We start from the raw sequence: 18,663 nt of genomic DNA, 5'->3' as shown, positions 1-18,663 counted from the left end.
ATGAAGGTGTCGCATGAACGGGGCATTTAATTATGGTGCGGCATTCTCAAGAAACATTGGTTGGGTCACGGAGGACGAGCAGGCGGCGCTGCAGCGCAAGCGTGTTGCCATCGCCGGAATGGGCGGTGTCGGTGGCGTGCATTTGCTGACCTTGGCGCGCTTCGGCATTGGCGCCTTTTCTATTGCCGACTTTGACACTTTTGATGTCGTCAACTTCAATCGTCAGGCCGGGGCAGTGGTATCGACGCTCGGGCAGCCTAAGGCCGAGGTGTTGTCCCGCATGGCGAAGGACATCAATCCCGAGCTGGATGTGGCGATGTTCCCGGAGGGCGTGTCGGATGCCAATCTCGACACTTTTCTGGATGGCGCCGATCTCTATGTCGACGGCCTCGATTTTTTTGCCTTCGCTGCCCGGCGCGCCACATTTGCGGCGTGTCGCCGACGGGGCATTCCGGCGATTACCGCAGCGCCGCTCGGCATGGGCGTCGCGTTTCTGTGCTTTACGCCTGAGAGCATGAGCTTTGAGGATTATTTCTGCCTCGACGACTGCGACGAGAACGAAATGGCGCTGCGATTCCTGCTCGGCCTGTCGCCTGCCATGCTCCAGCGCAGCTATCTGGCCGACGCATCGCGCGTGAATCTGGCTGAACATAAAGGACCATCGACGATTGCCGCGTGCCAGCTGTGCGCCGGGGTGATCGCGACGGAGGGCGTCAAATTGCTGCTCGGTCGGGGCGGCGTCCCCGTGGCGCCGCGTGGCTACCAGTTCGACGCGTATCGCAATCGCTTTACCCGCACCTGGCGACCCGGGGGTAATCGAAACCCGATCCAGAAGATTGGCCTGGCCATTGCACGCCGGCAACTGGCGGGCATGAAGAAGGCGTCACACCATGGCTGATCGCGACACGCTGCTGAAAATTCTCGATCTGGCCCGTTGGGCGCCCAGCGGAGACAACACCCAGCCATGGCGTTTCGAGATCGTGTCGGAGTCACACATTGCCATCCATGGGCACGACACCCGCGATTGGTGCGTATATGACTTCCGTGGCTACGCAAGCCACATCGCGCATGGTGCGCTGCTCGAAACGCTGCGTATTGCCGCCAGTGATGCGGGTTTGATCGCCACATGGGCGCTTCGCGACGGCACGACGGATGTCGCGCCGATTTACGACGTCACGCTTGAGCCCTCGGCAGATATTGCGCCCGACCCCTTGCTGGCTTTTGTTGAATCCCGTGTGGTGCAGCGCCGCCCCATGCAGACCACGCCACTCACCGCCGAACAAAAGGCCGCACTCAAGCACGCCGTGGGTGATGACTTCGAGCTCAGTTTCTTTGAGTCCGGTCAGATGAAGCGCCGCGTGGCCAAGCTGCTGTGGGATAGTGCCTATCTTCGCCTGACCTGCCCGGAGGCTTATGAGGTTCATAAGCGCGTGATCGAATGGGGCGCGAGATTCAGCGACGACAAGATCCCGGAAGAGGCCGTTGGCGTCGATGCCGCCACAGCCAAACTGATGCGCTGGGTCATGCAGAGCTGGGCGCGGGTAGCGTTTTTCAACAAGTATCTGGCGGGCACGATTGCGCCCCGAATTCAGCTCGACGTCTTGCCAGCATTGCGCTGCGCTGCGCATATTCTGATCACACCCAAGAGCACGCCTACCGAGTTTCTCGACTATGTCCGTGCCGGTCAGTCCATGCAGCGGCTGTGGCTCACTACTGCGTCGCTCGGCCTGCACCTTCAACCCGAAATGACCCCGGTGATCTTTCGGTGGTACGCCCAGAATGGTGTGCCGATTGCCGCAGACCGAAGCATGGATGCAGCGTCGGCGTGCCTGGCGGAGCAGTTTGACGTCCTGAGCGGTCGGGCCAGCGATGACCCACTTGTCTTTTTCTGTCGTGTCGGGAAAGCGCCGAAGCCTGTTTCGCGCTCTTTGCGAATCGCGCTTCGAAGCTTGCTTCAGCCAAGTTGAGGCTCGCTTGGCACTGGCACGCGCGGCACATCGATGCGGCGCGACTTCTTGTCAAAAAAGCACGAGACCCCAGTGTCGATAAATCTTACAGCCGAAATGCTCTGGCTTTGTGTTGATCAAGCTTCAGGTTGAAAAATTGTTGTTTTTCAGGTGGTTGCGAGTTGTTGGAAATGATGGCACGGTCATTGCTTTTACTCAGTCGAGGCAAGCAGCCTTTCAATATTCGAAGGAGAACATGGCTATGACTAATTTTCTGAAAAAATCTTTGCTTGGCGTTGCAGCCTCGACCGCGATCATGGCATCCGGCTCGGCTCACGCTGTTTTGACCAACTGGTTCTTGGATACTGACGGCGTTGGTGGTAATGCAGCCGTCCAAGTTAATCAGTATGTCGACCTGAACGGCCAGGCGCTGGTTCAGAACACCTTCACCGGTGGCGGCAACTTCAACTTCAACGAAGTCGGTTTCTTCAATTCGTTTGCAGCCGACAGCGTTACGCCGTTGCTGCCCTCCCTGACCTCGACTTTCGTGGGTACGGGTTCGGGTAACATCGGTGGCAATCTCAGCTTCCTGACCGGCACGCTGAACATCATGTCGGGCGCGACCAACATCGCTTCGTTCGACCTGCTCAGTGGTAGTGCCAACCTTACCGCTGGTACGGTGCTGCCGAACGGCGCCGTGTCGCTGATCTTCAAAGCGACGTCGATGGCCAATGGCTACTTCTTCAATTCGGCCATGACCGATCTGGCCAGCTTGGTCGGTGGCGGTGACTTGCTGTTCGGTTTTGCAACCACCAACGCAATTCCGGTCAACACGGGTAACCAGGCCTCCGCAGGTCTCCAGGCTCAATACGTGTCCGAGTTCGGTGCGCTGAGCCAGACCAACGTGGATCAACAGGCGCTGCTGCAACTGTCGAACAACGGCCAGTTCCAGCTTCAGGTTCCGGAGCCCGCATCGCTTGCGCTGCTGGGTCTGGGCTTGGTCGGCCTCGCTTCGGTGCGTCGCCGTAACAAAGCCTAAGCTGCTGCCATTCGGTATGAAAAAGGGCTCGCGAAAGCGAGCCCTTTTTTTTATTTCTCGGTGCTGACGGCCTTGGTTTCGATGTGGACTGTTGAGTTTACCGTTGTAAGCCGTGATGGCGATCGACCCAGGCCCCGCTTTGGGCAAGGTATGTCGATCCAAATTACAGTGTGACCAGGTTGTCCCGGTGAATCGCTTCGGGTTCGCAGACATAACCCAGCGTCGCTTCAATGGCACTTGACGGTTTTTTTATCAGCTTGCGCGCCTCGGTGCTGGAGTAGCTGCTCAGGCCGCGGGCAACGGCTTCTCCGGTTTCCAGGTGGCAGGATACGGCAGCACCTCGCTCGAAGTTGCCCTGGACGTCGACAATGCCGACCGGCAGCAGGCTCTTGCCTGCACGCACGGCGTTGGCCGCGCCTTCGTCGATGATGAAGGTGCCGGCGACTTGCAGGTGGTCGGCCAGCCATTGTTTGCGGGCTTGCAGCGGCGTGCTGGAGGCGTAGAGCAGGGTGCCGAGGGTTTCGCCCTGGGCGACCTTGAGTAGCGCGTCGGGGATGCGGCCGCCGGCGATGATGGTGTGGGCGCCGCTGCGGGCGGCGCGCTGGGCGGCTTTGATCTTGGTGAGCATGCCGCCTTTGCTAATGCCGCTGCCGGCGCCGCCGGCCATTTTTTCGTAGCGGACGTCTTCGGCCTGGCCTTCCGAGATCAGTGTGGCAGCCGGGTCCTTGCGTGGATCGGCTGAAAACAGGCCGTCCTGATCGGTGAGGATGACCAGCGCGTCGGCTTCGATCAGGTTGGCGACCAGTGCGCCAAGCGTGTCGTTGTCGCCGAACTTGATCTCGTCGGTGACCACTGTGTCGTTCTCGTTGATGATCGGAATCACGCCGAGCTTGAGCAGGGTAGTGATGGTTGAGCGCGCGTTGAGGTAGCGCTTTCGGTCCGACAGGTCTTCGTGCGTGAGCAGGATCTGCGCGGTGTGCAGGCCGTGACGCGTAAAGGCGTCTTCGTAGGCCTGGGCGAGGCCCATCTGGCCGACGGCCGCGGCGGCTTGCAGCTTGTGCATCTCGTGTGGGCGCTTGGACCAGCCCAGGCGCTGCATGCCGGCGGCGATGGCGCCGGAGGAGACGAGCGCGACTTCACGCCCGCGTGCTTTGAGCAGGGCGATCTGGCGCGCCCAGTCGGCCAGTGCGGCATGGTCGAGGCCGGCGCCGTTGTTGGTGACCAGTGCGCTGCCGACTTTGGCGACCAGGCGCTTGGCGTCGCGGATCTTGCTTCTCATGGGGCGAGCGGATCGTAGGGTTTGATTTCGTTCGGATCGACGGGGGCGGCGACTTCGCCCGCGCTGGTCGGCGCGGGCGGGCGGGTCGCATCCAGATGATCCTGGATGGCGCGCACGACGACCGGGCAACCGTCGCCGTTGATGGCGCTGATGGTGAAAAATCGCTCGACGTCGCCGTAGCCCGACAGGAAGGCGTCGATGCGCGCCTGGCGCTCGTCTTCGGGGATCAGGTCGATCTTGTTGAGCAAGACCCAGCGCGGCTTTTCGAATAGCTCGGGGTCGTAGCGGCGCAGCTCGTCGACAATGGCGTGTGCGTCGCGCACCGGATCGGCGTCGTCGTCAAACGGGGCGAGGTCGACCAGGTGCAGCAGTACATGCGTGCGCGCCAGGTGTTTGAGGAAGCGGTGGCCGAGGCCGGCGCCTTCGGCCGCGCCTTCGATCAGGCCGGGAATGTCGGCGATGACGAAACTGCGGTTTTCATCGGTGCGCACGACGCCGAGATTGGGGTGCAGCGTGGTGAACGGATAGTCGGCAACCTTGGGCTTGGCGGCCGAGACGGCGCGAATGAAGGTTGATTTTCCGGCATTGGGCAGGCCGAGCAGGCCGACGTCGGCGAGCACTTTCAGTTCCAGGGCCAGATTGCGGCGTTCGCCTTCCTGGCCGAGCGTGCGAATGCGCGGCGCGCGGTTGACGCTGGATTTGAAGTGGATGTTGCCCCAGCCGCCGTTGCCGCCTTTGGCGACCAGTACGCGCTTGCCGTGCTCGTCGAGGTCGGCGATGCGCTCGCCGGTGTCCTGGTCGACGATGACCGTGCCCACGGGCATGCGCATTACGATGTCGTCGCCGCCCTTGCCATAGCGATCCTTGCCGTGGCCGTTTTCACCGCTCGGGGCACGGAACATGCGCTTGTAACGGAAGTCGATCAGGGTGTTGAGATTGCAATCGGCTTCGGCCCAGATGCTGCCGCCCTTGCCGCCATCGCCGCCGTCAGGGCCGCCCTTGGGAATGAATTTTTCGCGGCGGAATGAGCACGCACCGTTGCCGCCGTCGCCGGCGATGATTTCAATACGTGCTTCGTCGAAGAACTTCATTTGCGTCTGCCCTGGCGCCGGGCCCGACGGCGAGTGCCTGACGGAATCCGGGTGTGCCCAAAAAGAAAAAGAGCCCTACCGGGTGGATAGGGCTCTCAGATACTGCCTGCCAGGCGGCCGAGAGATTACTCGGCGACCGGGATGATGCTCACTGTGCGACGCTTCTTGGGGCCTTTTACCGCGAACAACACCGTGCCGTCCTTGAGGGCGAACAGGGTGTGATCCTTGCCCATGCCGACGTTTTCGCCAGCATGGTACTCAGTGCCGCGCTGACGGACGATGATGTTGCCAGCGGGGATGAGTTGGCCGCCATAGCGCTTGACGCCCAGGCGTTTCGATTCTGAGTCGCGACCGTTCCGGGAACTGCCGCCGGCTTTTTTATGTGCCATGACGTAATCTCCTGATTAGGCCGAAATCGTATCGATACGGATTTCGGTGTAGTTCTGACGGTGGCCTTGGTGCTTGATGTAATGCTTGCGACGACGCATCTTGAAAATCTTGACTTTGTCGTGACGTCCTTGCGAAAGCACGGTGGCCTTCACGGTGGCACCTTCAATCACGGGCGTGCCGATTTTCACCGACTCGCCTTCGCCGACCATCAAAATCTGGTCGAGTGTGATTTCCGAGCCCACGTCTGCTGGCATCTGTTCTACTTTGATCTTTTGGCCGGCAGACACGCGATACTGCTTGCCCCCGGTTTTTATGACCGCATACATGGTGTAGCTCCAGTTAATCGGAATTGCGCGAAAACCCAGCAGTTTATTGGCGAGCTATTGTTTTGTCAAAGATTTTCTGGTGGGCTGGCCAGCGGGGCGAGTGCGTCGATGGCCTGGCGCTCGTGCCGGTAGCTGCCGTGAGGCGCTATGCTCGCCCATACGCCATCGCGTTCGAGCACGTCGATCACCTGTTTTTTGAGGCCGCAAAACGCGAGCTGTTGGCCGTGCTTGGCCAGATTCGCGGCTTCGCGCCGCACCGCGTCGAGGCCCGTGGCGTCGATGGCGTTGATGCCGGCGGCGGAGACCAGCACGATGCGCACGTCTGGCTGCGCCGTTCGGGCCCAATTGACGGCTTCTTGGAAGCGGTTGGCATTGACGAAGTGAAGCGGGCCATCGAAGCGCATCACCACGAGATGTGGATGGGGGTGTGGCAGGCCGAAGCGTTCCAGGTCGCGGTGGGTGCCGTCTTCGTGCAGGCCGAGCAGCGCGATGCGCGGCTTCATGCTGCGCCAGATCAGTAGGGCGAGCGAGAGCAGCAGGCCGGTGAGGATGCCGTTCTGGATGTTGGGGGCAAACACCAGGGTGGCGACAAAGGTGGTGGCAGCGGCGAGGCCGTCGTCGCGGTCGATGCGCCAGGCGTGGACGAGGGTGGCGGGCTGAAAGAGGCGCGCGACGGCGTCTAGAATCACCGCCGCGAGAACGGCCAGCGGCAGGTGATGGAGCCATTGGCCGAGTGCCAGTGCTGCGACGACGACGGCGAGTGCGCACACCAGCGACGCCACACCGGTTTGCGCACCATTGGCCAGATTGAGCGCCGAGCGGGAGAACGAGGCGCTGGTGGGGAGTGTGCTGGCACAGGCCCCGGCGATCTTGGCCAGACCCTGGCCGATCAGCTCCTGATTCTCATTCCACGCCTCGCCTGTTTTCTCGGAAATCAGCTTGGCACTGGAGGCGGTTTCAAGAAAGCTGACCATGGCGAGCACGAACGCTGCGGGCAGTAGTGTGATGATCATGTTCCACTCGGGGACGGTCGGAAGTTGCAGGCTGGGGCGCAGCGCGGGCAAGTCGCCTATCACGGCGCCGCCGTTGGCTTCGAAGCCGGTCAGTGCCGACAGCGCCGTGCAGGCGACGACGACGACCAGCACGCCGGGCAGGCGTGGCGCGAAGCGGCGCAGCCCGATGAGTGCCAGTAGTGCCCCGATGCCCATCGCTAGCGTGGGGAGGTGCGGCGCTAAGGCGCCGTGAAAGATACGCACGGCTTCGTCCGCCAGTTGCGGCGAGCGTGGCCCCGGGGCGCCGAGCAGTGCAGGCAGCTGCGAGAAGCAGATCAAGAGTGCCGCCGCGTTGATGAATGCTGCGAAAACCGGTTGAGACAGCAAATTCAGCACCCAGCCCTGGCGCAATAGGCCGAGGCCGAGTTGAATTACGCCGGCCAGCAAGCCAATGGCGATGGCGAGGACAAGGTAGGTATCGCTGCCCATGGCGGCCAGTGGCGCGATGCTGGCTGCGGTGAGCATGCCGGTGAGTGCGACCGGGCCGGTGGACAGTTGTGGGCAGCTGCCGAAGAGTGCGCCGATCACCGCCGGCAGCATGGCGGCGTAGAGCCCGTAGTGCGCTGGGAAGCCTGCCAGCTGCGCATAGGCGAGTGATTGCGGGATGGCGACCAGCGCAACGCTTAAGCCGGCCCGGATGTCGCCCTGTAGTGCCGCACGCGTCAATTGGCTGCGCCAGCGCAGGAAGGGGAGTAGCCGGTCGAGGCGACTGATCGGGGCAGTCATCGGGGCAGATCCTCGTTGGCGGGCGGCGCGGTCGGCCGAGAGGGCTTCATGTTAGCAAATCGGTATGTGGGCTCGGCGTATCGATTGCGCGGGCTGCGGGTTTTCCCGCGCTGGCGTTTTTCAACGGACCGGCGTAGCCTAGCGAAAGTTGTCAGACAAGCAGATTAATTAATGCCAGTAATTGCCCGTGTGGCCCGACCCTCTCAGTTGAGTGAAACCGTCTCGAAGACCATTGAAAAATGGATTCTCGATGGCGTTATGGCGCCGGGGGTCAAGCTGCCAACCGAGAAAACGCTGTCCGCCGAGTTCGGCGTGTCGCGTGCCGTGGTGCGGGAGGCCATCTCGCGTCTGAAGGCGGAAGGTTATGTTGCCTCTCGCCAGGGCGCTGGTGCGTTCGTTGAGGCGCGGCCGGGTCAGACCAGCTTCCGGCTGGCCGATGCCGTCGACCCCGCTGGCCCGGTGGCAACCGCGCATATCTTTGAATTGCGTTACATCGTTGAAACCGCCGCTGCCGCACTGGCCGCCAGTCGCCGGTCGGATCAAGATCTGGTCCAGATGCGTGAGGCCTTGTTGCGGATGCGTCATGCCGTGTCGGAGCGGACGGATGGTACGCAGGCGGATGACGATTTTCATGTGGCGATTGCCGCGGCCACGGGCAATCCGGCGCTGCTGCGCTTTATCCGCTTTGTGGGCCATCAGTTTTTTGCCTCGCGTGTGCCGACCTGGAACGCCGAGGGGCATGCCGCCGGGCGCGCCGAAGCGGCACAGGCCGAGCATGAGCGCATGTTCGAGGCCATCGCCGCGGGTGACGGTGTCGCCGCTCGCGAGGCCGCACGTATACATATGGTCGAGGCGGCCCGCCGCATCGGCATCGATACTGACCACTGGGAACCGGCGCCTCGGGCGCCCTGGGAAGAGGAGGCTCTGTCATGACTGCCGCGACGGCATCGTTACCCGAAAACGCACTGCGCGAGGTGGACTACTCGCAGGTGGATGTGGCGCGCCTGATCGGCGAGCTTCGCGCCGTATTGCCGCCGGTCGCGCTATTGCACGACAGCGAAGACATGCGCCCCTATGAATGCGACGGACTGAGTATTTACCGTCAGGTGCCGCTGGCCGTGGTTTTGCCCGGCACGGAGGCCGAAGTGGCCGCGGTGCTGAAGATCTGTCACTCGGTCGGCGTGCCGGTGGTGGCACGTGGCGCAGGCACCGGCTTGTCGGGCGGCGCTTTGCCGCATGCGCACGGCGTGCTGCTGTCGCTGGCGCGCATGAACAAGATCCTCAATATCGATCCGCTGGCACGTACCGCCGTGGTGCAGCCGGGTGTGCGCAATCTGCGCATCTCTGAGGAAGTGGCGCCGCACGGGCTTTACTACGCGCCGGATCCGTCCTCGCAGATCGCATGTTCCATTGGGGGCAACGTGGCCGAGAACGCCGGCGGCGTGCATTGCCTCAAGTACGGTTTGACGGTGCACAACGTGCTGCGCATTCGTGGCGTGACGATTGACGGCGAGGTGGTCGAGATCGGCAACCATGGTCTCGACGCGCCGGGCTACGACTTGCTGGCGCTGATGCATGGCTCCGAAGGCATGTTGGCGGTGGTGACCGAGATCACCGTCAAGCTCACGCCCAAGCCGCAGTTTGCCCAATGCGTGCTGGCCGCGTTTGATGACGTGATCAAGGCCGGCGAGGCGGTGGCGGCGGTGATCGCTGCCGGCATCATTCCCGCCGGGCTGGAGATGATGGATCAGCCGGCCACCGCGGCGGTGGAGTCCTTTGTGCATGCCGGCTACCCGCTGGACGCCGCGGCGATCTTGCTGTGCGAGTCGGATGGCACGCCGGAAGAGGTGGCCGAAGAGATCCAGCGCATGTGCGCGGTGCTCGAATCGCACGGTGCGACCGAGGTGCGCATCTCGCGCGACGAGGCGGAGCGGATGCGCTTCTGGGCCGGGCGCAAGGCGGCGTTTCCGGCGGCGGGCCGAATCTCGGCTGACTACTACTGCATGGACGGCACCATCCCCCGCAAGCGGCTGGGCGAGATGCTGACCGCCATCCAGGGCATGGAAAAAACCTACAGCCTGCGGTGCATCAACGTGTTCCACGCCGGCGACGGCAACATGCACCCGCTGATCCTGTTTGATGCAAACGTGCCGGGTGAGCTTGAGCGTGCCGAGGAATTCGGCGCCGCCATTCTCGATCTATCAGTCGATCTGGGCGGTACGATTACCGGCGAACACGGGGTCGGCATCGAGAAAATCAACCAGATGTGCCGACAGTTCAACGTGGCCGAGCGCCAGACCTTCTTCCGGGTCAAGGCCGCCTTCGATCCGAAGGGGCTGCTCAATCCGGGCAAGGCGATTCCGTCGATGAACCGCTGTGCCGAATTTGGCCGCATGCACGTTCAGGGTGGGCAGGTGCCGCATCCGGAGATCGAGCGTTTCTGATGTCGAAGGGATGGGTTCAGTTCCTGCTGGTCGCCGTACCGGTATTGGGGCTGATTGGCGCATGGGCCACCTTGCGCGCCTGGCCGGAGCGGCCGCGCGACGAGGCAAGCGATGATGAGGGCAAGTGATGACAGACGTTGAGCAAACCTGGGCCGAGCAGATCCGCGAGGCGGCAGCGAGCAAGACGCCGCTGCGCATTCGGGGCGGTGGCAGCAAGGATTTTTACGGGCAGCCGCTGGCGGGCACTGTGCTGGATGCGCGGGCGCACCGCGGCGTGATCAGCCATGAGCCGACCGAGCTGGTGGTCAAGGTACGCGCCGGTACGCCCCTGGCGGAACTGGAAGCGGCGTTGTTGGCCGAGGGCCAGATGCTCGGCTTCGAGCCGCCGCATTTTGGTCCCGATGCGACGGTCGGTGGCTGTGTGGCAGCCGGCTTGTCCGGTCCACGGCGCGCCACGGCTGGCGCGGTGCGCGACTTCATGCTCGGTGTGACGCTGCTCGACGGCCGCGGCAACCGCCTGCACTTTGGCGGCGAGGTGATGAAAAACGTCGCCGGCTACGATGTTGCGCGCTTGATGACCGGTAGCCTGGGGACGTTGGGCGTGCTGCTCGATGTCTCGATCAAGGTGTTGCCGCTGCCGGTGGCCGAGGCCACGCTGCGGTTCGAAATGGATGCGCTCGAGGCGGTTGCACAGATGAATCGCTGGGGCGGCCAGCCGCTGCCGGTGTCTGCGACCAGCTGGATGGCCGGGGTGCTGACCGTTCGCCTCTCGGGCGCAGAAGCGGCCGTGACTGCCGCCTGTGCCCGCCTCGGCGGCGATCGCCTGAGTGAGCAGGCCGCCCGTGCTCACTGGCAAGGCCTGCGCGAGCAGAGTCAGGGCTTCTTCGGCGGCGAAGCGCCGCTGTGGCGCTTGTCGGTGCCTTCGGTGGCCGAGGCCACCGGGCTGGCCGGCTCGCAGCTGATCGAATGGGGGGGCGCCCAGCGCTGGGTGCGCACCGAGCAGGATGCGGCCAGTGTTCGCGCTCGCGCGGCGGTGCTCGGCGGGCATGCCACGCTGTTCCGCGGGGCCGACAAGTCGGTCGGCGCCTTCCACCCCTTGCCGCCGGCGCTGCGCAGCATTCACCAACGCCTCAAGCACAGCTTTGATCCGGACGGGATTTTGAACCCCGGCCGGCTCTACGACGGACTCTGAGCCATGCAGACAACACTCGCAGATTTCATCAAGGACACCGAAGCGGGCCGTGAGGCAGACGCCATCTTGCGCACCTGCGTGCATTGCGGCTTCTGCACGGCGACGTGCCCGACCTACCAGTTGCTGGGCGACGAGCTGGACGGCCCGCGCGGGCGGATCTACCTCATCAAGCAGATGCTCGAAGGTCAGCCGGTCACCGAAAAGACCCGGCTGCATCTCGATCGCTGCCTGACCTGCCGCGCCTGCGAAACCACCTGTCCGTCGGGCGTGGCCTACGGCCGGCTGGTCGATCTGGGGCGCTATATTGTCGAGCAGAAGGTGCCTCGTACCGGTGTGGACAAGGCGGCGCGCTGGTTGCTGCGCGAGTTTGTGCCGCGTCCGCGTCTGTTTGGTGCCGCGATGAAGATGGGGCGATTGGCGCGCCCGCTATTGCCTAAAGTGCTCGCCGACAAAGTGCCGCTGGCCGCGCCGGCCGGGCGCTGGCCCGAGGCGCGTCATGCCCGCAAGATGCTGTCGCTGGCCGGCTGTGCGCAGCCGGCCATGGCGCCGGCCATCAACGCGGCGACGGCGCGCGTGCTCGACGCGGTGGGCATCTCGCTGGTTCAGCTGGGCGGCACGGGCTGCTGTGGCGCGGTACGCCATCACCTGAACGACCACGCCGGTGGCAAGGATGACGCACGCCGCAACATCGACACCTGGTGGCCGATGATCGAGGCCGGCGAGATCGAGGCGATCGTGATGACCGCCTCGGGCTGTGGCGTGCAGGTGAAGGACTACGGCCATTTTCTGGCGTCCGATCCCGCGTATGCGGCCAAGGCCGCGCGGGTCTCGGAATTGACGCGTGATATTGCAGAGGTGCTGGCAGATGAGCTCGATGCACTTGCCGCCTGCCTGCCGACGCCGCCCGAGTCGCCCACGCCGCTGGCCTTCCATTCGCCCTGCACCTTGCAGCATGGACTGAAGGTGAAAGGCAAGGTCGAGGCGATTATGGCGGTGGCGGGCTACGCGCCGACGCCGGTGAAGGATTCGCATCTGTGCTGCGGCTCGGCGGGCACGTATTCGTTGCTGCAGCCGACCTTGTCCAAGACCTTGCGGGACAACAAGCTCACGGCCTTGCAGGCCGGCGGTGCGGCGTGCATTGCGTCGGCCAACATCGGTTGCATCACGCATCTTCAAACCGGCACCGACACGCCGGTGCAGCACTGGGTCGAGCTGGTCGACGCACGGCTGCTTCGCTGAAGCCCCCGGGCGGGTGAGGTGTGACACTTTTCACGCTTCACTCGCCAAAGCCCTCAAGATGCTTCGGGGGCGGCCGTTACTGCGGGGCATGGAGATCGTGCCTGCCGTCGTCCCGCGTTCCGGCGTCCCCCTTTCGAGCGATTGGGTGTGAGCGTCCTCAAGCCCGTCGTCGCGAGTCTCGCGCGAGAACGTGGCCTGTCAGCGTGTGAGCGATCATCTGGCTCAGGCGCGGTTGTTGCCGATCAGCATGCTGGCCTCGGCGTCTGCCACCACTTCCCCATTCTGATTCGTGCATATCCCGGACAGCACCACGATGCCCGCGTCGTGCTGCGGCTTGGGCGTCAATGCGGTCACCGTCCACGCGATGGTCAAGGTGTCGCCTGCGCGTACCGGCGCCTTGAAGCGCGAGGTATGTTCGAGATAGGCGTGCGCCGTGCCATGAAACAGCATGCCGAGCGCGGCGGCCATGAACGATGTAGTCAGGTAGCCATGGGCAATGCGCCCACCGAAGCGGCTACCCTCGGCCATGTGCTGATTGACATGCAGCGGGTTGAAGTCGCCAAACAGGCCTGCGCCGAGCACAAGATGCGTTTCGGTCAGCGTCATGCTGCTGTCAAAACATGTGCCGACCGAGATTTCGTTAAAACCGCGTCCAAGTTGCATGGGATATGTATTCCGGTAGATGCGAGGTATTGGGCGAAACGATACCATGCAGCCTTGGCGCTCTGCGGCACGATAAAAACAAAGCCCCCATCAGGGCGATAGAACGGACTTGAACAGCATCCCTATGGCACTCAAGGTTGAAACCTGCGTCGCGCGGCATCAGGGCGATCGCGTCGAACAGCAAGATCGCGTGGCGATTTTTGGCCACCCCGACAAACCGGGCATGATGATGGCGGTGCTCGCCGATGGCATGGGCGGTCACACGGGTGGCGCGATGGCGGCCGAGCAGGTGCTGCTCAAGGCGCGACAGAATTTCGAGGCCTTTGCGCCGCGAGAGGAAACGCCCGAGATGCTGCTCACCAGCATCGTCCACGAAAGTCATCTGGTCATCAAACTCACCCGCTTTACCAGTGAGCAGGATCCGCACAGCACCGCCGTGGCCTTTTTGCTGCAACCCGATCGCGCGGACTGGGTGCATTGCGGCGACTCTCGCTTCTATCACTATCGTGGCGACCAGGTGATCTACCGCAGCCCCGATCACTCACTGGTTGGCGAGCTGCAGCGCAAAGGCCGACTGGATGAGGCTGGTGCGCTGACGCACCCGCACCGCAACGTCTTGCTCTCCTGCCTGGGAAGCGATCGTGAGCCGCGAGTCGATCTGGCCGGTGTGGCGCCGCTGATCGGCGGCGACAGTTTCTTGTTGTGCTCGGACGGCCTGTGGGCGTATTTCACTGATCTGGAGATCGGCGAGATCCTGTCCACCATGAGTGCGCGCGATGCCTGCCAGGCGCTGATCTCCCAGGCGCGCGAACGCGCCAAAGGTGAGGGCGACAATGTGTCGCTGGCGGTGGTGCGGCTGATCGATGTGCCGCCCGAGGCCTCTCCGTTGGGGCCGCTGCACTGAGCGTGTCGGGCGCTAATTCGGGTCGTCGGTCTTGAGCCACTTCCTGCGCCAGAAAATGGCCGCAAGGACGGTGGCGGTGACGGCCATCAGGCTGATCGCTAGCCAGAACCCGTCGTGAACATCGCGCCAGGGCATGTCCTGAAAGTTCATGCCAAAGACGCCGGCGATGAGTGTCGCGGGCAAAAACAGTGTGGTCAGCACCGCCAGCACCCGGACTTCGAGGTTCAGTCGGTTGCTGACGCTCGATAGATAGATTTCCAGTGCGCCACTGAGCACGTCGCGCACGCTGTCCAGGTCTTCCTGGACATGCATCGTATGATCGAGTACGTCCCGCAGATAGGGGCGCACCTCGTCCCCAAAAAAACGGCTCTCGCCGCGGTTGAGTGTCATCAGTACCTCGCGCAGCGGCGTGATGGCGCGGCGGATGGTCTGCACCTCATGGCGCAATCCGTTGATGGTTCGAAGGATGGCGGGCGTGGGATGGGTGAGCACGGCGTCTTCGACCGGCGCGGCGGCGGTGTCTAGGCCCTCAACCACCAGGAAATAGCGGTCGACGATGCTGTCGATCAGCGCGTGGGCGAGGTGATCGATCGGCTTGTTGCGCAGCGGCGTGCCCGGTGCGCGCAGTCGCTCCCGTACGGGCTCGAACACGCCGGTGGAGCGCTCCTGGAACGACAGCACAAAATTTCGCCCTAATACCAGGCTGATCTGATCGGACTCCAACGATTGGCTGGTGGCGTCCCACGCGAACAGGCGCACCACACAGAACAGCACGTCGCCGTAGTCTTCGACCTTCGAGCGCTGATGGGTGTTGAGGATGTCCTCAAGGATCAGGGGGTGCAGGTTGAACTGCTTGCCCAGGTTGCCCAGCCAGGTGACATCACGCAGGCCACGCACATCGAGCCAGGTGAACTCGTGCGGGCCGACGCGTTGGGGCGTCGGTTCGACGGTGGAGAGCAGCTTCTCGGTGAAGTGCGCGCTGTCGTAGCTGATCGAGGTCAGCGTGGTGTGATCGGCGCGGATTTCGCCGATGTGCACGAGCGTGCCCGGCGGCAAACCGGCTTTCCGACTGTGGGATGTGCTGCGTCTCTTTTTCATGCGGGGGGGTTCGTCCTGGCCTTTGGGCATGGTACGTTCGCTGTGACAGGTTTTACCATGCTGAGCGATTCAGTATGATAGTCGCCACGGGGAGCAGTCGCCCATCATGCCGGCCCGAGCTTGGGAGAGGTGCCGCAGCAGAAGATGACCACCCGCAGGTTTGATGTTTTCTGCAAACAGGGAGTGTTACATGCCATTAGTCATTGGTATTGCGGCGGAAACGACGCCTGGAGAGCGAAGGCTCTCCGTCGTTCCGGACGTGGTCAAAAAGTATCTCGCATTGGGCGCTGAAGTCGTCATGCAAAAAGGCGCCGGTGTTCCCGCGCACTTTCGCGACGAAGCCTTCGAGTCGGTCACCTGGGTCGACGAAGATGTCGACGTCTGCGCTGCCGCCGACATTCTGCTCGGTGTTCAGCCGCCGTCGCTCAAGCGCATCGGCAAGCTCAAGCCTGGTGCCGTGGTGCTCGGATTCCTCCAGCCGTGGTTCGACGCCAAGCGCGCCGAGCGGATGATGGAAAAGAACATCACTTCTTTCGCGCTGGAGTTGCTGCCGCGCATCAGTCGTTCGCAGAGCATGGACGGGCTGTCCTCGCAGGCGGCCGTCGCCGGCTACGAGTGCGCGTTGATCGCGGCGGACCATTCGCCCAAGTTTTTCCCCATGCTCACCTATGCGGCGGGCACCATCCGTCCGGCCAAGGTGCTGGTGATCGGCGCTGGTGTGGCTGGTCTGCAAGCCATTGCCACCGCGCGGCGTATCGGCGCCATGGTCGAAGCGTACGACGTGCGCCCCGAAACCCGTGAGCAGATCGAATCGCTGGGTGCCAAATTTGTCGACACCGGCGTGTCGGCGGCCGGTCTGGGCGGCTATGCCCGTGAGCTGACCGACGAAGAAAAAGCCAAGCAGGCCGAAAAACTGGCCAAAGCGGTGTCGCAGTGCGATGCACTCATCACCACAGCCGCCATTCCGGGCCGCAAGGCGCCGGTGATCATTACCGCCGCCATGGTGGCAGGCATGAAGGCGGGCGCGGTGGTGGTCGACATGGCCGCCGAGAGTGGTGGCAACGTCGAAGGCACGGTGGCCGGCGAGAAGACCTGGATCAACGACGTGCTCGTCGTCGGTCCGACGCACATCACCAGCCGCATGCCGGTGCACGCCTCCGAGATGTACGCCAAGAACCTGTTCAACTTCATCAGCCCCTTCATCAAGGACGGCGTGCTGACGATGGACTGGGAAGACGAGGTGATGGCCGGTTGCTGCCTGACCCACGACGGGCAACTGCGTCACGCAGGTGTCAAACAGATTCTCGGCCTGTAACCGGAGGGTACGATCATGGAAGGCATTGTCTATCTATACGTTTTCGTGCTGGCGGCATTCACCGGTTACGAAGTCATTTCCCGTGTGCCCGTTATTCTGCACACCCCACTCATGTCCGGTTCCAACTTCATCCACGGTGTGGTGCTGATCGGCGCCATGGTGGTGATGGGGCACGCTGACCCCGACAGCCCGCTGCAACTGACGCTCGGCTTCTTCGCCGTGTTGCTCGGCGCAGCCAACGCGGCCGGCGGCTACGTGGTCACCGAGCGCATGCTCGCGATGTTCAAGGCGGGCAAGAAGAAGGGGGCCGAATAATGAAGTGGTTCATTGATATTTCCTATGTCGCCGTGGCCGTGGTGTTCGTCCTCGGCCTGAAGGCGATGAGCTCCCCTGCGACCGCCCGCAAAGGCATCGTCTGGGCCGGTTGGGCGATGATCGCCGCGACCCTTGTCACCTTGTTCTGGCCGGGCATGCAGAACTTTGCGCTGATGATCGTTGCCATGGTGATCGGCGGTTCCGTGGCATGGTGGTCGGGCAAGAACGTGGCCATGACCGACATGCCGCAGATGGTTGCCATCTATAACGGCATGGGTGGTGGCGCGGCGGCGGCGATTGCCGCGGTCGAGTTCGCGCGTGGCGAGATGCATGGTGGCATGGTGGCGCTGCTGGCCGTGCTTGGTGCGCTGATCGGCTCGGTGGCCTTCTCCGGCTCCTGCGTGGCCTACGCCAAGCTGCAAGGCATCATGAAGAAGGCGTATCGCTTCCCGATGCAGAACCAGCTCAACGTGGGGCTGGCGGCCGTGGTCGGCATTCTCGGCCTGGCCATTGTCACGGCCACCGATCCGGACGGCTGGGCGATCGTGCTGTTCTTTGTGCTGTCGCTGGCGCTTGGCGTCATCGTCACCAGTCCGATCGGCGGTGCCGACATGCCGGTGGTGATCTCGTTGCTCAACGCCTTCACCGGTCTGGCCGTGGGCTTTGAGGGTTATGTGTTGGGTAATCCGGCGCTGGTCGTGGCCGGTATCGTGGTTGGCGCCTCTGGCACCTTGCTCACCCAGTTGATGGCCAAGGCCATGAACCGGCCCATCACCAACGTGTTGTTCACCCCGATGACGGGTGAGGCGCAGGGAGGTGAGGCGATTGAAGGCTCGATGCGCGAAATGGGTGCACTCGATGCCGCGGCTACCATGCGCTACGCCAACAAGGTCATCATCGTGCCGGGTTACGGTATGGCGGTGGCCGGTGCGCAGCACAAGGTCTGGGAAATGAGCCAGTTGCTTGAAGAGGCCGGCGTCGAAGTGGTGTTCGCCATCCACCCGGTGGCCGGGCGCATGCCGGGGCACATGAACGTGTTGCTGGCGGAGGCCGGCGTGCCTTACGACAAGATCTTCGACCTCGAAGAGATCAACGCCGAGTTCTCGCTTTCGGATGTCGCGTTGGTGATTGGTGCCAACGACGTGGTTAACCCCACGGCGCGTACCGACAAGTCCAGCCCGATCTACGGCATGCCGATTCTCAATGCCGATCAGGCGCAGAACGTGATCGTCATCAAGCGCGGCAAGGGCACGGGTTACTCGGGTATCGAGAACGCACTGTTCTACAAAGAAAACTGCAGCATGCTCTACGGCTCGGCGCAGCAGGCCGTGGGCGAGATCATCTCCCATGTGAAGTCGATGGAAGGCTGATTCGCCGCGCGAGAGTGGTTTGAAGCGCCTCCCTTCGGGGAGGCGTTTTCGTTTGACCAGGACACGGTAGTTGGACGCGCCCGGGTGTGCGTCTGGCCGGTTGTTTGACAAGGCGCGAGGAGGCGGCAGGAGCGGCCTCTGCTCCCTCTGTTGCCAGATGAGGCAGCCCGTCAGGTAGTCCGTCAGGCACGCAATCGGGCGCGTAGCGCTCTCACCCGGTGGGTGATGGCGGTCGGCACCGAAACAGTCAATACCCACAATAGCCTCCCAAGAC

General features: G+C 63.1%; 19 protein-coding genes. 12 read left to right on the top strand and 7 right to left on the bottom strand.

Annotated elements, in window-relative coordinates; genetic code table 11:
- Positions 1–13 precede the first annotated feature (13 nt).
- The 3 genes from FHP91_RS11555 to pepA all read left to right on the top strand — a co-directional run bounded on the left by FHP91_RS11555 (position 14) and on the right by pepA (position 2,985).
- Positions 14–898, top strand: a complete 885-nt coding sequence (locus FHP91_RS11555) for a ThiF family adenylyltransferase (protein WP_144309750.1) — start codon at positions 14–16, stop codon at positions 896–898.
- On the top strand, positions 891–1,967 hold the full coding sequence (locus tag FHP91_RS11550; protein ID WP_144309749.1) for a nitroreductase family protein: 1,077 nt from the start codon (positions 891–893) through the stop codon (positions 1,965–1,967). Before FHP91_RS11555 ends, FHP91_RS11550 begins: the two co-directional genes overlap by 8 nt.
- 241 nt (positions 1,968–2,208) lie before the next feature.
- The gene (gene pepA / locus FHP91_RS11545; protein ID WP_186301523.1) at positions 2,209–2,985 is read left to right on the top strand and encodes a flocculation-associated PEP-CTERM protein PepA; all 777 of its coding nucleotides are present in this window, start codon (positions 2,209–2,211) and stop codon (positions 2,983–2,985) included.
- Positions 2,986–3,148: 163 nt separating this feature from the next.
- Here the strand turns inward: pepA and proB are convergent, their stop codons facing one another.
- The 5 genes from proB to FHP91_RS11520 form a co-directional block, all read right to left on the bottom strand.
- On the bottom strand, positions 3,149–4,264 hold the full coding sequence (gene proB / locus FHP91_RS11540) for a glutamate 5-kinase (protein WP_144309747.1): 1,116 nt from the start codon (positions 4,262–4,264) through the stop codon (positions 3,149–3,151).
- On the bottom strand, positions 4,261–5,355 hold the full coding sequence (gene cgtA / locus FHP91_RS11535) for an Obg family GTPase CgtA (RefSeq protein WP_144309746.1): 1,095 nt from the start codon (positions 5,353–5,355) through the stop codon (positions 4,261–4,263). The genes proB and cgtA overlap by 4 nt, the downstream gene beginning before the upstream one ends.
- Positions 5,356–5,480: 125 nt before the next feature.
- A complete protein-coding gene (gene rpmA, locus FHP91_RS11530; protein ID WP_144177932.1) occupies positions 5,481–5,744 on the bottom strand; it encodes a 50S ribosomal protein L27 in 264 nt (87 codons plus the stop codon).
- A 15-nt stretch (positions 5,745–5,759) separates the two neighbouring features.
- Positions 5,760–6,071 carry a 50S ribosomal protein L21 gene (gene rplU, locus FHP91_RS11525; RefSeq protein WP_144177934.1) on the bottom strand — a complete coding sequence of 104 codons (312 nt, stop codon included), beginning with the start codon at positions 6,069–6,071 and terminating at the stop codon, positions 5,760–5,762.
- A gap of 65 nt (positions 6,072–6,136) precedes the next feature.
- Positions 6,137–7,849 carry a SulP family inorganic anion transporter gene (locus tag FHP91_RS11520; protein ID WP_144309745.1) on the bottom strand — a complete coding sequence of 571 codons (1,713 nt, stop codon included), beginning with the start codon at positions 7,847–7,849 and terminating at the stop codon, positions 6,137–6,139.
- Positions 7,850–8,020: 171 nt separating this feature from the next.
- Here FHP91_RS11520 and FHP91_RS11515 point away from each other — a divergent pair, with 171 nt between their 5' ends.
- Genes FHP91_RS11515 through glcF form a run of 5 tightly spaced genes read left to right on the top strand, consistent with a single transcriptional unit; the run spans position 8,021 to position 12,724 of the window.
- Positions 8,021–8,782: a FadR/GntR family transcriptional regulator gene (locus FHP91_RS11515; RefSeq protein ID WP_144309744.1), complete on the top strand. Its 762-nt coding sequence runs from the start codon at positions 8,021–8,023 to the stop codon at positions 8,780–8,782.
- The gene (locus FHP91_RS11510; RefSeq protein WP_144309743.1) at positions 8,779–10,293 is read left to right on the top strand and encodes an FAD-linked oxidase C-terminal domain-containing protein; all 1,515 of its coding nucleotides are present in this window, start codon (positions 8,779–8,781) and stop codon (positions 10,291–10,293) included. The genes FHP91_RS11515 and FHP91_RS11510 overlap by 4 nt, the downstream gene beginning before the upstream one ends.
- Positions 10,293–10,421 carry a hypothetical protein gene (locus FHP91_RS21615; protein WP_281281785.1) on the top strand — a complete coding sequence of 43 codons (129 nt, stop codon included), beginning with the start codon at positions 10,293–10,295 and terminating at the stop codon, positions 10,419–10,421. The genes FHP91_RS11510 and FHP91_RS21615 overlap by 1 nt, the downstream gene beginning before the upstream one ends.
- Complete coding sequence (gene glcE / locus FHP91_RS11505) at positions 10,421–11,485, top strand: glycolate oxidase subunit GlcE (protein ID WP_144309742.1); 1,065 nt, start codon at positions 10,421–10,423, stop codon at positions 11,483–11,485. The genes FHP91_RS21615 and glcE overlap by 1 nt, the downstream gene beginning before the upstream one ends.
- Positions 11,486–11,488: 3 nt before the next feature.
- Positions 11,489–12,724, top strand: a complete 1,236-nt coding sequence (gene glcF / locus FHP91_RS11500) for a glycolate oxidase subunit GlcF (protein ID WP_144309741.1) — start codon at positions 11,489–11,491, stop codon at positions 12,722–12,724.
- Between the two features lie 222 nt (positions 12,725–12,946).
- Here the strand turns inward: glcF and FHP91_RS11495 are convergent, their stop codons facing one another.
- Positions 12,947–13,330, bottom strand: coding sequence for a MaoC family dehydratase (locus FHP91_RS11495; RefSeq protein WP_186300306.1), 384 nt, complete (start codon positions 13,328–13,330; stop codon positions 12,947–12,949).
- A gap of 181 nt (positions 13,331–13,511) precedes the next feature.
- On the opposite strand from FHP91_RS11495, the gene FHP91_RS11490 reads away from it, so the two are divergent.
- Complete coding sequence (locus FHP91_RS11490) at positions 13,512–14,291, top strand: PP2C family protein-serine/threonine phosphatase (protein ID WP_144309740.1); 780 nt, start codon at positions 13,512–13,514, stop codon at positions 14,289–14,291.
- Between the two features lie 12 nt (positions 14,292–14,303).
- Here the strand turns inward: FHP91_RS11490 and corA are convergent, their stop codons facing one another.
- On the bottom strand, positions 14,304–15,389 hold the full coding sequence (gene corA, locus FHP91_RS11485; protein WP_246116285.1) for a magnesium/cobalt transporter CorA: 1,086 nt from the start codon (positions 15,387–15,389) through the stop codon (positions 14,304–14,306).
- A gap of 190 nt (positions 15,390–15,579) precedes the next feature.
- Between corA and FHP91_RS11480 the strand changes: the two genes are divergently transcribed.
- From FHP91_RS11480 to FHP91_RS11470, 3 genes are read left to right on the top strand one after another with little or no spacing between them, the layout of a single operon-like run.
- Positions 15,580–16,704 (top strand): NAD(P) transhydrogenase subunit alpha, encoded by a 1,125-nt coding sequence (locus tag FHP91_RS11480; protein WP_144309738.1) that lies wholly within the window; start codon positions 15,580–15,582, stop codon positions 16,702–16,704.
- Positions 16,705–16,719: 15 nt separating this feature from the next.
- Positions 16,720–17,019, top strand: coding sequence for an NAD(P) transhydrogenase subunit alpha (locus tag FHP91_RS11475; protein ID WP_144177954.1), 300 nt, complete (start codon positions 16,720–16,722; stop codon positions 17,017–17,019).
- Positions 17,019–18,389 (top strand): NAD(P)(+) transhydrogenase (Re/Si-specific) subunit beta, encoded by a 1,371-nt coding sequence (locus tag FHP91_RS11470; protein ID WP_144309737.1) that lies wholly within the window; start codon positions 17,019–17,021, stop codon positions 18,387–18,389. The genes FHP91_RS11475 and FHP91_RS11470 overlap by 1 nt, the downstream gene beginning before the upstream one ends.
- The last annotated feature ends 274 nt before the right edge of the window (positions 18,390–18,663 follow it).

It is taken from the genome of Denitromonas halophila (assembly GCF_007625155.1).
Lineage (GTDB): Bacteria > Pseudomonadota > Gammaproteobacteria > Burkholderiales > Rhodocyclaceae > Nitrogeniibacter > Nitrogeniibacter halophilus.
This window is presented reverse-complemented; position numbering and strand designations above follow the sequence as displayed.